Annotated in this window: 2 protein-coding genes; both read right to left on the bottom strand. The window is 39.3% G+C overall.

The window, feature by feature from the left end; genetic code table 11:
- Window positions 1-40 precede the first annotated feature (40 nt).
- On the bottom strand, window positions 41-15,295 hold the full coding sequence (locus HAV12_RS09970; RefSeq protein WP_171569505.1) for a non-ribosomal peptide synthetase: 15,255 nt from the start codon (window positions 15,293-15,295) through the stop codon (window positions 41-43).
- A gap of 37 nt (window positions 15,296-15,332) precedes the next feature.
- A complete protein-coding gene (locus HAV12_RS09965) occupies window positions 15,333-16,010 on the bottom strand; it encodes a hypothetical protein (RefSeq protein ID WP_171569504.1) in 678 nt (225 codons plus the stop codon).
- Between the last annotated feature and the right edge of the window lie 8 nt (window positions 16,011-16,018).

Genomic DNA, 16,018 nt, shown 5'->3' with positions numbered 1-16,018 from the left:
ATTGCAGCAGACAAAATATATTATTAAATAAGTGATTGGTTTATGACTGAATTGCAGCGCCTAATAACTCCTGAGCTATGATTTCGATATTCTTTGTTAACTGAATGGCGTCATAGTGATTTCCCTGAAGGTAGACATGGTCAAATTTTCCTGTTGTGAATTTTTCCCATTCTTTCATGTTCAGGAATTTGTTACTGATATTATTTTTGGCTTTGAATGCTATAATATCTCCTTTTACTTTCCCTCTTTGTTTGTATTTGTTATTGAGTTCAATGTTGTTTCTCCACAATTTTCGGATACGGTTGATCTGCTCTTCGTTGTATTCAAAACCACTTAACCACCCTTCTAAATAACGCAGCTCATTTTCATTCGCTTTTTTCACTTCGTCGGTTAGTTTTGGTTTTCTTCGGCTAATATTTCTGTCGATCAGGATTAAGCGTGTTTCAAATCCTTTGTCTTCTAATATTCTGGCCGTTTCAAACGCTAAGCTTGCTCCTAACGAGAAACCAACTAAGGTCAGCTTTCCTTGTGAACGGTCTTTCATGATTTGTCGTGCAAAATTCCAGGCTTTGTCTTCCAGGTTTTTATCAAACGGTTCGTCAAAATCAAAGCCATTATCCTGAATTCCGTAACAATTAAAGTCGTTTTTCAGCATTTTTACAATTCCCATATAAGCTAATGAAGTTCCCATTAACGGCGGGAAGAAAAAGGCATCTTCTTCTTTTTCTGCACTATCGGACAGGGTAATTATGTTATTGAAATCACGTTGGTAATTGTTTATTAATTCTACCAGATCTTTGATGTATGGGGCAATGATAACGTTTCCAAGATTTATTCTTAAATCCATTTCAGCATTTACCCTGGAAACCATCTGAAGTGCTTTCATCGAATGTCCGCCAATCTCAAAAAAGTTATCCTCGATACCTACTTCTTCACGCTCCAGAATTTTTTTCCAGATTTCGACCATTCTGACTTCATTTTCATTTCTTGGTGCTACGTATCTGAATTTAGAGATTTCCGTTGGCATCGGTAATGCTTTTTTATCCATTTTTCCATTCAGCGTAAGCGGGAATTTATCTAATTGAATGAAATGTTCCGGAATCATATAGGCCGGCAGGAAGTCTCTCAGATATTCTTTGAGATCGTTTTTTTCGAGTACTTCATCAGAGATAAAATACGCGATTAGGTATTCATCTTCCTCTACTGCGTGTACACTTATCAATACTTGATGTATTAACGGATGTGACAGCAGGTTGCTTTCTATTTCGCCTAATTCTATACGAAGTCCGCGGATGTTTACCTGTGCATCATTTCGCCCTATAAATTCGATGTTTCCGTCTTCCAGCCATTTCCCTACATCTCCCGTTTTGTATAAACGTCCTTCTCCAAACGGATTCGGAATGAATGCCGCATTTGTCAGTTCTTCTTTGTTGATATATCCTCTTGCAATACCGGCTCCTCCAATATACAGTTCGCCTTCAAAACCTACCGGAAGCGGATTAAGCTTAGCATCCAATATGTAAATTACTTTATTGTCTATTGGTTTTCCAATGGGTACTTGTTTGTCTTCGTGTGCTTTATCTACTTTATAAACCGTACTCACCACAACAGCTTCTGTCGGGCCGTAGTTGTTATAAAGCGTAAAAGGAACTTTACCTAAATTTCCGAGTTTGTCTCCTCCTGTCAGAATTTTTATGTTCGGATTAATTTCTTTTCCGGACTGTATCAGGAATTTACAGGCAGCTGTTGGCAGGAATACCTGATCGATTTCTTTTTCATGAATCCAGTCGATCAGGTTATCAAAACCGGTTTCTTGTTTTTCAGCAGCCATATATACGGCAGCTCCTTGTAATATTGCCGGCCAGAATTCCCAAACACTGGCATCAAAACTGATACTGGCAAACATACTGACCCTGCTTTTGTGCGTTAGTCCATAGTAGGCTGTATGCCATTCACAAAGGTTTATTAATCCTGCCTGTTCAATCATTACGCCTTTTGGTTTTCCTGTTGAACCGGAGGTGTATATTACATACGCCAGGTTACCGGTATTGGCCTTGTTTTTAAAGTTGGTAACCGGATAGTGTTCCAACTGATACCATTCCTGAGGCACTTTGAAGGTTTCTGCTTTTAATTTTTCTTCAAAATAATCGGTCAACACCAATTTAACACCGGCATCTTCCAGTTGATAATTGATACGGTCTATTGGTGATTTTGAATTCATCGGTAAATAGGCCGCTCCGGTTTTTGCAACGGCGAGAATACTGATAACCAGCCATTGATTGTGTTCGGCAATAATTCCGATTACATCTTCCGGTTTTGCATCGTAAGTATTTTTCAGGTATTGCGCTAACTGATTGGCTTTTTCGTTCAGCTCTTTGTACGTCATTTCATAAACACCGTCCACTACTGCTGTGTGATCCCCGTTTATGCTTACTTGTTTTTCAAATAATTCACTAAGGGTTTCATCCGGAATATTGATCGTTCCTTTTCCGGCAAATTTTGATAACAGTACCTGTTTTTCTTCTTTTTGAAGATAATTCAATTCGTAAATTTCTTCAATTGGATTCTCTACGATGGAAGCTAACAATTGCATCACATGGCTTCCCATTTTTTCAATTCTATCTTTGAAAAATATATCGGTATCGTATTCAATGGTCATGATTAATTCTCCGTCACGCTCTCTGAAATAATACGATAAATCGAATTTACTAATAGGCATTCGCACATTCGTTTCTGCAATGTTCATTCCGTTTAACGTCAGTATACTTTCGTTATCTGCGTTGGCATCCTGTAATACCACCATGATATCGATCAAGAGTGATCTGCTTAAATCCCGTACTAATTTTAAGTCATCGACTAATTTATCGAATGGATAAATTCTATGGTCAAATGCTTCCAGAACCGTAGTTTTTACCGTTTGCAGGTAGCTTAAGAAGGAATCTTTTTCCTTATACTGGCTTTTAAACGCCAAGGTATTGGAGTAGAATCCGATCTGATCTTCTAAGTCCGTATGACTTCTTCCTGTAATGGCTGTTCCAATGATGAGTTCTTCGTTTCCTGTGTAGCGAATCATCATTGCTTTGACCAGGGTTAATAATCCCATGAATAAAGTACTGTTTTCTTTGGCCAGTAATTTTTGGAATTTTTTAGTGGTTTCAGCATCTATGGTAAAGTACAGTCGGTCTCCGTTAAATTTACGGGACAATGGGCGTACCAAATCGGTAGTGATGTCCAGTGGCACTAAATCACCTCCCATTTTTTCGTTCCAGTAGTCTTTGTGACGTTGTAAATTTTCTCCACTCAGTTCCTTCTGCTGCCACGTTGCAAAGTCTTTGTACTGGATATTTAATACCGGTAACTGATGCTCTTCTCCCTTAGAATAAGCATTGTATATGGCAATGATTTCTTTGTTTAAAATTTGTAAAGACCACTCGTCTCCTATAATATGATGAATATTAAATAAGAACAGGTATTCATCATCAGCCGTTTGGTATAAACTTACTTTTACCAGAAGATCTTCTCCGAGGTCAAATATTTCCTGAGAAGCATTTTGTGCCAACGCGACGGCAAAACTTTTTGGCTCCTCCTCGTTTCTTAAATCAACAAAATCAATATCAAAATCAATGTCTTTAAACGGTACAATTTTCTGACGTGGTTCTTCCATCGTTTCTACGAAAACCGTTCTGAAAACTTCATGTCGTTCTATGATGGTTTCAAAAGTTCGTTTTAAGATCTCTCTATCGAGATTTCCGGTCAGCCAAAACGTATTAGGCATGTTGTATACTTCTCCCGAGGCTTCAAATTTTTCTAATATCCAGATACGCTTCTGCGGGTAGGATGGCGGATAATATTCCTGTTCTGCCGTTTTTGTTATTGGCGTGTATTCCTCAAAATCTTCATTGATAATCAGGTTTGCCAAATCACCCAATACGGGATACATGAAAATATTTTTTAATTCTATTCTCTTCGAAAGGATCTTATAAATTCTGGATACAATCTGAATTCCTTTTAAGGAATGGCCACCGAGTTCGAAAAAGTTGTCTTTGATTCCGATTTGTTCTTTTCCGATTACTTCTTCCCAAATCGAGATTAAGACGCGTTCGGTTTCATTGGTCGCTGCGACATATTCCCTCACGATTCCTTCTGTTGGGTTGGGTAAGGCACGTTTGTCTATTTTTCCGTTTGGTGTTAAAGGGAATTTTTCGATGCCGGTCAGATACGTTGGAATCATGTATTCCGGCAGACAGCCTGCTAAGTGTTTTCTCAGCGAATTGCTTTCTACCTCTTCTCCGGTGTAATAACCCGCCAGATGTTTCTCGCCATCGATTTCCATCCCTACCACTACACTTTGCTGTAAACCTTCAAAGCTTAACATCGCCGAGATGATCTCTTCCAGTTCAATTCGGTAACCGCGGATTTTTATCTGATGGTCAATTCTTCCGTAGTATTTTATACTGCCTTCTTCGTTCCACATACATAAATCCCCGGTGTTGTACATGACTGTATTTTTCTGGTACGGATGAGCAATAAAAGCTTTTGATGTCAGTTCTTCTTTGTTTTGATAGCCCACTGCGATTCCGGTTCCGCTCATATATAAGGTTCCGATTACGCCGATGGGTACCAGTTGCAATTCTTTGTCCAGGATGTACGATTGCATATTGTCGACCGGACGTCCGATGTATGGAATGTCCTGGGTTTCTTTTACTTTTTTATAAGTCGAATACACCGTGGTTTCCGTTGGTCCGTACATGTTCCAGATTGTTTCTGAGCGGTTGATCAGTGCTTCTCCCAGTGATAACGATAACGCTTCTCCTCCTGTAATGACACGCACTTTCTCGCTTCCTTCCCAGCCAGCATCTACCAGCATCTGCCAGAAACCAGGCGTGGCCTGCATGATACTCGGATTGTGTTTTTCGAACAATTCGATAATGGCTTCCGGTGATTTTAATGATGGCGTTGAGGCGATAATCACGCTTGCACCAACATGCAGGGGCAGGAATAACTCTACCACGGACATGTCAAAAGCATAGGTGGTAACAGCCAGTAACGAATCGGATGCGTTTGCTGAAATTTCACTTTCCATCGCATACATTAAGTTGGTAACGGATCTGTGAAGAATTTTTACGCCTTTCGGGGTTCCTGTAGAACCGGAGGTATAAATCATATACGCCAGATCTGCTTCATCGACAGCAACAGAGGCCAGTTCACTGCTGTAAGTGGAAATTTCTTCTGTTAGCTCCGGCAGCAGCATTACGTTGATCCCGGATTCATCTGTATATTTTGTATCAGCAATCAATAACGCTGCACGGCCATCCTCTAAGATGTAACTGATTCTGGATGTGGGATAACTTTTATCAATCGGTAAATAAATACCGCCCAGTTTCAGGATACTTAACATCGAGATTAACATCCATTCGCTGCGGTCCATCAGTAAACCGACGCAATCGCCTTGTTGAATATTATAATTGTTTTTCAGATAATTCGACAATTGGTTTACAGCGGCATCCAATGCTTCGTAACTCAATTTTCGATCTGCATAACAAACTGCCACCGCTTGTGGAGTTTTGTTTACATTTTGCTCGTATCGGGTCAGGAAACTGCCGCTTAAAGGATAATCTTTTGCCGTAGCATTGAAATTCTTTAAAATAGTAGTACGTTCTGCATCCGATAAATAATTATATTTCCCAATACTGGTCTGTGGAGCCGCTACAACTAATGCCAACAATTCTTCCAGGTGCGAAGCCATTCTTGCGATTCGCGAAGCTGAAAATAACGAAGTGTTGTATTCGATCGTTAAATGTAAATTATCATTTCGTTTACTGAAGTAAAAAGTGATGTCGAATTTACTATTGACGAATGTTTCTGTATCTTCTGTAATTTCTACACTCCCTAAAGTTTCCGATGATTCCTTACCGTCCTCCTGCCAAACAATCATGACATCAAATAATGGGGAATGGCTTAAATCCCTGGACACTTCCAGTTCTTCTACCAACAGGTCGAAAGGATACAATTGATGTTCGTAGGCATTTAAACAGGTCTCTTTTACCTGCGCCAATAAAGCTTCGTAACTCATATCACCGGATAATTCATCTCTAAGCACTAAGGTGTTCAGATAGAATCCTAACTGTTTCTCCAAATCAGCATGTACTCTGCCGGAAATCGGAGTTCCGATAATGATATCTGAAGTTCCGGTATAGCGATATAGCAGCATTTTTGCCAATGACAGCACGCCCATGAACATTGTATTTCCGGTACCCGTAATTAATTTGTTAAAGTCTTTGAAACTATTTGGTTCAAATTGATACTGATAATGCGCACCTGAAAAAGTTTTTACGGGTGGTCTTGTATAATCCGTTGGTAATTCCAATGGCGTAATTTCTCCGGATAACTGCTCTAACCAATAGGATTTATGAGCTAATAATTTATCCTTTTCCAGTTCTTTTGCTTCCCAGGCAGCATAATCTTTGTACTGAATGCTTAGTGGCTGAAGTCCTAAATTTTGCCCTGCCTTGATTTTATTGTATATGTGTTTTATTTCATCGATTAAAATTTCAACAGACCATTCATCCGAAATAATATGATGATTTACCAATACAAAAAGGTATTCGTTTTCGGTAACTTCAAAAACACTTATTTTAATTAATGGTCCATTTTCTAAGTCTAATGGACTTTCTATTAACAAACGCTGTTTTTCTTTTGCTATCTCAGGAGCATTTTCATGAGCCGTCAGGTCAACATAATTTATTTTAAAGAAATTATTCATTTCCATCACTACTTGTCGAACTTCATCATCAATCATCTTAAATACGGTACGCAGAATTTCGTGTCTGTTTATTAATTCAAGAAATGCCTGATTTAATATTTCGATACTTAAGTCTCCATGAAACCAATAGGACATTGAAGTATTATAAGCTACTCTTGCTTCTGTAAACTGATTTAATGTCCACATGCGTTTTTGCGCATACGAAGCAGTGTAATAATCTGCTTGGGGTACATTTTCTATATTGACAAGCGTAGTGGCTTCTTGTTGCTCTATTCGTTTTGCCAATTCTTTTAAACTCCCTGCGGCAAAAATATCTTTCAGTGTTATTTTTACAGACTGCTCTTTGGCTACAATTGAAACTAATCGAACGGCTTTTAGTGAATTTCCACCTAATTCAAAGAAGTTATCTTCTGCACCCACTTGCTGCACCAGCAATAATTCTGACCATATTTTTGCCAGTAATTTTTCTGTGGCTGTTTCCGGTGCGAGGTATGTTTTTGAGGATACTCCTTGTGGTGACGGCAATTTTGACTTGTCTAACTTTCCATTAGTTGTCAATGGAAATTCTTCCATGCCTACATAATAATTAGGCACCATGTACAATGGTAAATGGGCTCCCACATATGCTTTGATCTCGTTTGCTTTTTGTGCTGCACCAATGTAGTACACAACTAACGATGGAAGTATTCCGTCTGAAACTACCAGCACTTCAAATTGTGCCAGTAAGTTGCTTTCGGCTATTATGCCGCTTAGTTCTCCCAGTTCAATCCTGTGTCCCTGTATTTTTACCTGATCGTCTTTTCTTCCGTGATAGCGTAAATTTCCGGTATTATCCCAACTTACTATATCGCCTGTTTTATAAAGTATTCCCGCTCCGAATGGATTTGGTAAGGTACGTTCTGTGGTTAAAACTTCATTTCCGATATAGCCTTTGAACACACCTGCACCGCCAATATACAATTCACCCTGAATACCAATCGGTGCCAGTTGATTGTTGCGGTCTAAAACATATAATGTTGTATTGCTGATCGGACGGCCAATGGTAATGGTCTTTTCTTCTTCTGCTACTGCAACGCTGCAACCAACGGTGGTTTCGGTTGGGCCGTATTCGTTGTAGATTTTCATCGAAGGATTCAATCCTTTCAATATCGAAACATGATGGGCCGTTAAACGTTCTCCTCCAACAATGGCTACTGCAATATTGGTGTTTTTTAGTTCTAAACCTGCCAGTACCTGTATGTGCGAAGGGGTTAGTTTTACAGTTCGGATGGAATTGCTGCTGAATACTTTTTGTAAGGCCGCAAAATCATCTTCTTTGGAAGATAAAATTTCTAATGCATCACCACGTAACAACCCGCTCCATAAACTGGTAACCGTTAAATCGAATGATAGTGAGGTAAATAAACAACCCGGATAGTTTACTTCGTTTCCGTAATAATTTTCATTCGCCCAATTTAAATAGTTTACCACGGAACTATGCTCAATCATAACGCCTTTTGGTCTTCCCGTAGAACCTGAAGTGTACATTACATATGCCAGATCTTCTCCGCTTAATACTACATTTAATCGTGTCTTCGGATTATTGGCTAATGCTTCTTTTAGAGTGCCAATATTTACGCTTGTCACTTCATATTCCGTAATTGCTTTATCCGCAAGCAGTAAGGATACGTTTCCATCGCTTAACATATACGCTATACGATCGGATGGATAAGTCGGATCTACAGGCAGGTAGGCAGCTCCGGCTTTCAATACTGCTAAAATACTGATTACCAAATCCTCACTTCGATCCTGCATGATACCAATAATACTTCCTTTACCAATAGTATGCTGGGTTTGTAAATAATGTGCGAATGCATTGGAACGTTCTTCTAATTCCTGATAAGAAAGCGTAACATCTTCGTACTTTAAAGCCACAGCGTTTCCTTTTTGGTCTGCTTGCGATTCAAAAAGTGAAATCAGGGTTTTATCCGAAGATTGTAATACGATTTCTCCCTGATACTCTTCCAGTAATATTCTTCGTTCTTCTGTTTCTATGAGTGGCAATTCATCTAACGAAATGGTACTGTCTGTAACAACACTTTCTATTAGTTTTCCTAAATGAACGCCTAATCGCTTTATGCGTTCCTCACTATAAATGTCGGTGTTGTATTCTATATATCCTCCTATTTCTCCTGAAGTGCTTTCGGTAAACCAAAATGTAAGGTCATACAAACTTGTGTCTACTTTTACCTGTACTGAAGACACCTCTAAACCTTCCATTTCTACCAGCTCTCCCGATAATGCCTGATCATTATCCAATACAACCGCAACATCAAATAAGGGGAAACGGCTCAGGTCTCTTGATAAGTCCAGTTCATCGACTAATAAATCAAATGGGTAGGATTGGTTTTCAAATCCGTCTAAAGAGGTCTGTTTTACTAAATTTAACAGTTTTGTAAAACTGCTACTCCCTTCAAACTGGGTTCGCAATGCGAGGTTGTTGATGTAGAAGCCGACCTGGTTCTCCAAATCCAAATGGTTTCTTCCTGCTATTGGCGTTCCTACAATAATATCTTCCTGACCGCTATATCGGTATAAAAGTGTTTTGATTAGTGAAACAAGTCCCATAAACAAGGTACTGTCCTGCTCTTTTAGATACGCTTTAAATTTACTGCTGGTAGCTGCCGGGAACGTCACATAGGTTTGGGTACCCTTATAGGTTTTTAATGATGGACGCACATAATCTGACGGCATGTCCAACACCGGTAATTCTCCGCTTAATTTTGTCAGCCAATATTCACGGGAATTTGCCAGTTCTCCTTCTGATAATCCCTGTAACTGCCAGGCTGCGTAGTCTTTGTATTGAATGGATAATGGCGCTGCTGTTGCTGCTTCATCTTTAACAATCGAATTATAATAGTTTATTAAATCGCGAATCAATACCTGCATCGACCATTCATCAGAAATAATGTGATGAATCGAAAACAACAAGCGATGATAATCGTTTCCTAAATTTAACAGGACCACTTTAAATAAAGGGCCTTTTGCTAAATCAAAGGGTAAAGCTGCCAATTCAGTTAAAACTTCCTGAATTTCGGCCTCTTTATTTTCGCTGTTTGAAAGATCTTTGACAGGAATTTCAAAAGTAACCGCCTCCGTAGCCTTAATTATTTGGCGTGGTTCACCGTCTTTCAAGATAAATATAGTTCGCAAACTTTCGTGACGATCCATAAGTTTTGTAAAGGATTCCGTCAGCGCGATGGTGTTTAATTCACCCTGAATATCATAACTGATTGGACGGCTGTAGGCCGTAAAGTCTTCCTGCAGCTGATCTAAAACCCATAAACGACGCTGCGCATGTGATAAGGCGTAATCCTCGTGTTCCCCTATTTTTTCAATAGCATTGTAGGTATTCCCTTTTGATGCTCCTATTAAGGAAGCCTGCGCTTTTAATACTGCATGACTGAAGATTTCTGCAATACTCAATTGTACCTCGTGGTTTTTATACACTCTGGAAATCAGCTGAATCGCTTTTAAAGACGAACCGCCTAAATCAAAAAACGAATCGTTTCTTCCGATACTGCTTTGCGGAATGCTTAACAGTTCTGCCCAGATATTACTCAGTGAGGTTTCAATCGCACCGCTTGGCGCTTCATAGTTGCCTGCACGCAATAATTCTGATGGTTTTGGTAAGGCACGTTTGTCGACTTTACCGTTTAGGGTCAACGGAAATTCTGCTACATAAATAAAGTAATCCGGAATACTGCTGCGGTCTAAGGTTGCCGATAAAAGCAAACGTAATTCGCCTGAACCGTATTCTGTTCCGGTATAATAACACAATAAAGAATCTGCTGTGGCATCTGTGTGTAATACTAATTCTACTTGCCCTACTCCTTCTAAATTTAGTAAAGAACTGCGAATACCGTCCAGTTCTACACGTATGCCGTGCAGTTTGATCTGATCGTCAATTCTTCCCAGAATTTCCAGGTTTCCGTCGCTGTCATAACGACCTAAATCGCCTGTTCTGCAAACCAGATCTTCACGATCCGAAACCAATGGATTCTGTACTAATAACGTCGCTGTAAGTTCCTGATCCAAATAGCCTTTACTGATGTATGGACTTTTGATATACACTTCCCCTATTTCTCCCCACATGCTGAGTCCGCTGTCATTGATTACAGCAATCATACTGTTGTCAATGGCTTTTCCAACAGGTAAAACGGTACCGGCATCTAAATCTCCTTCCGGAATATGGTAACAGCTTTTCAAAACTGTAGTTTCGGTCAGTCCGTATAAATTGCTCATGCGCGCCGTATGTCCGGAAAGCGAGCGCCATAAAGCCACATCACGACCGTATACTTTTTCTCCTGCCAGAACCACTTCTTTTATGTCTTGTAAAGAAAGATTTTGTTCCACCAGACTATTGGTTAATAATCGGAATAAAGAGGGAACCGTTTGTAAAATGGTTACTTTTTCTACTGAAAGCCATTGGCCTAATAACACCATATTCTCGCGCGTTTTCGCAGTTGGAATACATAAAGAACTTCCTGAAATCAAACTCGTTAAGATGTCTTTTAAACTGGCATCAAAAGTGACTGAAGCAATCTGGCTTACACGGCTTTCGGTATTGAAACCAAAAGTGTTTTTGTGCCAGTTGATATAATGTGAAATACTTTCCTGATTCCCGACAATCGCTTTCGATTTTCCGGTGGTACCGGAGCTGTAGAAAATATAACTGCTGTTATTTATTGGATACTCAACTGCAACATTTTCTTCACTGTAATTTTCTAAACGATAATTCGATGCTACATATTCGCCTGAAGTATTTAATTGATACACTTCTAAACCTCTGCTCGAATCTGATGCTTTAAATACCAAAACATGCGTGAATTCATGATCAATATCCTGATTTTGAAATACAGTCCACGAAGCTTCATCGCTAATTAAAACTTTCATCGCCGTTTCTGAAACAGCCTGCTGCATTCGGGTCAATGAAAAACTATTCGACAGCGGCACATAGGTAATTCCAGTCTTCAAACAAGCCAATAAACTTCCGATTAATTCTTTTCCACCTGGCAATAATACACCCACTGCATTATTAGATGACAAACCTGTCTCCAATAACAAACCACTTAACTGGTTGGCAAAGGAGTTTAAAGCGGCATAACCTGTACGTCCATTATCTTCCACAATTGCTGTATGATCCGGATAAGCAGATACAATTTCCTCGAAGCTTTTGTGAATGTATAATGAAGCTGTTTTTTCTATATTTTTTTCAAACCAATCCGTTGCTGACAACTCGTCTTCCGCTAAATAGGTTAAATCCTTCAGAGCTGCTTCGGGTGTTGCAACAACTTCCGAAATCAACTTATCTAAATGACTGACCATACGTGTAATACGATCACTGTTATATAAGTCGGTACTGTATTCGATGCTTCCTTCTAAATGATCTTCACGATCGATAAACTGAAAACGTAAGTCGCCTTTACTGATTTGTTTTTCTTCATTGGCAGATACGACTTCCAAGCCTTCCATCTCCAAAGAGTCCATCAATTGTAAATCTACATTTTGAAGAATGACTACAACATCAAATAAGGGTGAACGGTTACTCGCAACATCGCTGTCCAGTTGTTCTACCAATAAGTCAAAGGGATAGGTTTGATGATTGAATCCCGCTACACTTATTTGTTTTACGTGGGCTAATAATTCCTTGAAATTATCGTCTCCGTTAAATGCAGCGCGTAATGCTATTGTGTTCAGGTATAATCCGATTTGATTCTCCAAATCGGAATGATCCCTTCCCGCTACCGGTGTCCCTAAAGTAATGTCCGATTGTCCGGTGTAACGGTATAATAAGGCATATACTAAAGCACTAACGCCCATAAACTGGGTACAGCCTGCTTCAGAACATAGTGCTTTTAAGCCTGCACTTGCTGCTGCAGAGAAGGAGAAATGATGTTGTGTTCCCTGGTGGCTCATTATTTCCGGACGAGGACGATCGGAGGCCAATTCTATTCTTGGTGCATCTGATAAATGAGTTTTCCAGTAATTTCCGGAAACTTCAAAATCAGTGCTTTTTACCAGTGAAGATTGCCACGCAGCATAATCTTTGTACTGAATTGGTAATGGTGCTAATGAAACGGATTCATTTCGAATTAATCCATTGTAATAGGTTACCAAATCACGCACTAAAATCTGCATCGACCATTCATCTGAAATAATATGATGATCTGCAAACACTAAATCGTAGGTATTGGCTCCGTATGAAAATAATTTTACCCGGAATAAAGGCCATTGACTCAAGTCAAAACGTTCATTTCGCAATTGTTCTACCAATTCCTCTTTGCGTTCCGGAGCTGCACTAAGGTCTATGGTTTCTATGTCTACGATAACATCGCTGCTATTTAGTATTTTCTGACGTGGTTCGCCTTCTTTAAGTATAAAAATGGTTCGTAAACTTTCGTGTCGGTCAATTAGTTGTGTAAATGCCTTCGTTAAGGCGCCTAAGTCCAGATTTCCTTTTAAACGATATACTTCTGAACCATTAAAGGGTGAAATTCCTTCTATTTGCTGTTCGATTAGCCACGTACGACGCTGCGCATGTGACAAGGCATAATCCTCCTGTTGTGCTGCTTTTTCAATAGCATTGTAGGCATTTCCTTTTGATTCTGCTATTAATAAAGCCTGTGCTTTTAATTGGGAATGATTGAAAATTTCTCCAATGTTAAGCTGTACTTCGTGTTGTTTGTATACACGGGAAATCAACTGAATCGCTTTTAGAGAAGATCCGCCTAAGTCAAAAAACGAATCGTTTCTCCCGATACTGCTTTGCGGAACACTTAAAAGTGCTGCCCAGATTGCATTTAGTGAAGTTTCAATGGCACCGCTTGGCGCTTCATAGTTGCCTGCACGCAACAATTCTGATGGTTTCGGTAAGGCACGTTTGTCGACTTTACCGTTTAGTGTCAACGGAAATTCTGCTACATAAATAAAGTAATCCGGAATGCTGCTGCGGTCTAATGTTGCGGATAAAAGCAAACGCAATTCACCCGGACCGTATTCCGTTCCGCTGTAATAACACAATAAAGAATCTGCTGTAACATCTGTATGTAAAAGTAGCTCTACCTGACCTACTCCTTCCAGGTTTAATAAAGAACTTCTGATACCGTCCAGTTCCACACGTACGCCGTGCAATTTGATCTGATCGTCGATTCTTCCCAGAATTTCCAGGTTTCCATCGCTGTCATAACGGCCCAGGTCACCTGTTCTGCAAACCAAATCTTCACGATCCAAAACCAGTGGATTCTGTACAAATAAGGCTGCTGTAAGTTCCGGATTCAAATAACCTTTACTTACATACGGACTTTTGATATAGACTTCGCCGATTTCTCCCCTGTTACAGATTCCTTTTTCGTTAATTACTGCGATCAAAGTATTGCTAATTGCTTTACCGACAGGTAAAACCGTACCAGCGTCTACATCATTGTCCGGAATATGGTAACAGCTTTTCAAAACTGTCGTTTCTGTCATTCCGTATAAGTTACTCATGCGGGCATTATTTCCGGAAATCGAGCGCCATAAAGCAACATCACGACCGTATAATTTCTCTCCTGCCAAAACCACTTCTTTTATATCTTTTAAAGCAATATTCTGTTCTGCAAGACTATTGGTCAACAATCGGAATAAAGACGGAACGGTCTGTAAAATGGTCACTTTTTCTTCTGAAAGCCATGTACCTAACAACATCATATTCTCACGCGTTTTCGCAGCCGGAATACACAAAGAACTTCCCGAAGTCAAACTCGTTAAGATGTCTTTTAAACTGGCATCAAAAGTAACTGAGGCAATTTGACTTACACGGCTTTCGGTGTTAAATCCGAACGTATTTTTGTGCCAGTTGATATAGTGTGAAATACTTTCCTGATTCCCAACAATGGCTTTCGACTTGCCGGTTGTACCGGAACTGTAGAAAATATAACTGCTGTTATCTACCGGATATTCTGCATCAATATTAGCTTCGCTGTAACGCTCTAAACTATAATTGGACAATTCATATTCGCCCGAAGCATTTCTTTGGTATACCGCTAAACTGGTTTGCTCCAATGCAATCAAATCTAAATTTCCAAGTCCCAAATCTCCCAAAAGGGAAGAACCGGATGCTTTAAATACTAAAACAAAGCCAAATTCATGACGGATGCCCTGATTTTGAAAGGCGGACCAGGAAGTATTATCCGTAATTAAAACTTTCATCGGTGTTTCTGAAACGGCCTGCTGCAATCTTGCCTGCGAAAAGCTATTCGATAAAGGCACATACGTAATTCCGGTCTTCAGACAAGACAGTAAACTTCCGATAAGTTCTTTTCCGGCAGGTAATAGTACCCCAACCGAATCATCAGATGATAGGCCCGTGTCCAATAACAAACCGCTTAACTGGTTGGCAAATGAATTTAATGATGCATAACTTGTACTGCCATTAGACTCCACTAATGCCGTATGCTCAGGATAAGAGGATACAATATCCTCGAAACTTTTGTGAATATATTTTTTAATCATTGATTTGATTTTTATTGTAGACGTAAAGCGTTTTCTTTTATTTGGTAAGAATCAGAATTAATCGGTGATGAGGTTCTTTATTAAAAGTTTTTGCAAGCTCTTCCTGCAATAGGACTTTATATCCCAAAGCGATCGCCGTATTTATTATTTCCTGATTCGATTTTGGTCTTTTTTCTGAAAACAATACCGGAATGCCGTAGTCAATTACATTGTTTATAAAAATTTGTCCTCCTGTTTTTAAGGAGGAATAAATATTGGCCAGCAACAATTTATAGTCTATATAATTAACAATCTGAGAGACGGTAATCACATCATAAAAGTTTTCGTGTGCTCCGAACTGAGAGGTCATTTTTTGTTTTAAATCCTGCGGAAATGTGATCGCGTTAATGTCAAGATTCAGGATATTACAATCGAATTTTTCTGTTAACCAACTGATTACATTCTGATCATTTTCTAAAAAACTAACTTTTCGATCTTTTGGCAAGGTATTAATGGCTTCATCAGAAAATAATAAAGGCGTAAAAAAAGGTCCTATTTCTAAGTATTGTTTTGACGAATGGTTGGCGTATTCCAGTACATAAGGGAGCAATTTTCGCCCTGTTTCAATCATTCTGATTCTGGCTTCCGCATCAAACTCTTCTCCGAAATTATTGTTGTCTAATGACCATCCCGGCCATTCTATATCGTAACTTTTCTCTATACTGTCTTTTTTCATATTTTCTG

Source organism: Flavobacterium sp. CLA17, from assembly GCF_013112255.2.
Taxonomy (GTDB): domain Bacteria; phylum Bacteroidota; class Bacteroidia; order Flavobacteriales; family Flavobacteriaceae; genus Flavobacterium; species Flavobacterium circumlabens.
The sequence above is the reverse complement of the archived record's forward strand: the minus strand, read 5'-3'. Positions and strand labels throughout refer to the sequence as shown.

Coding starts and splice junctions, on each gene's coding strand:
- HAV12_RS09970 (WP_171569505.1), bottom strand. CDS start 15,295: ATGATTAAAAAATATATTCACAAAAGTTTCGAGGATATTGTATCCTCT.
- HAV12_RS09965 (WP_171569504.1), bottom strand. CDS start 16,010: ATGAAAAAAGACAGTATAGAGAAAAGTTACGATATAGAATGGCCGGGA.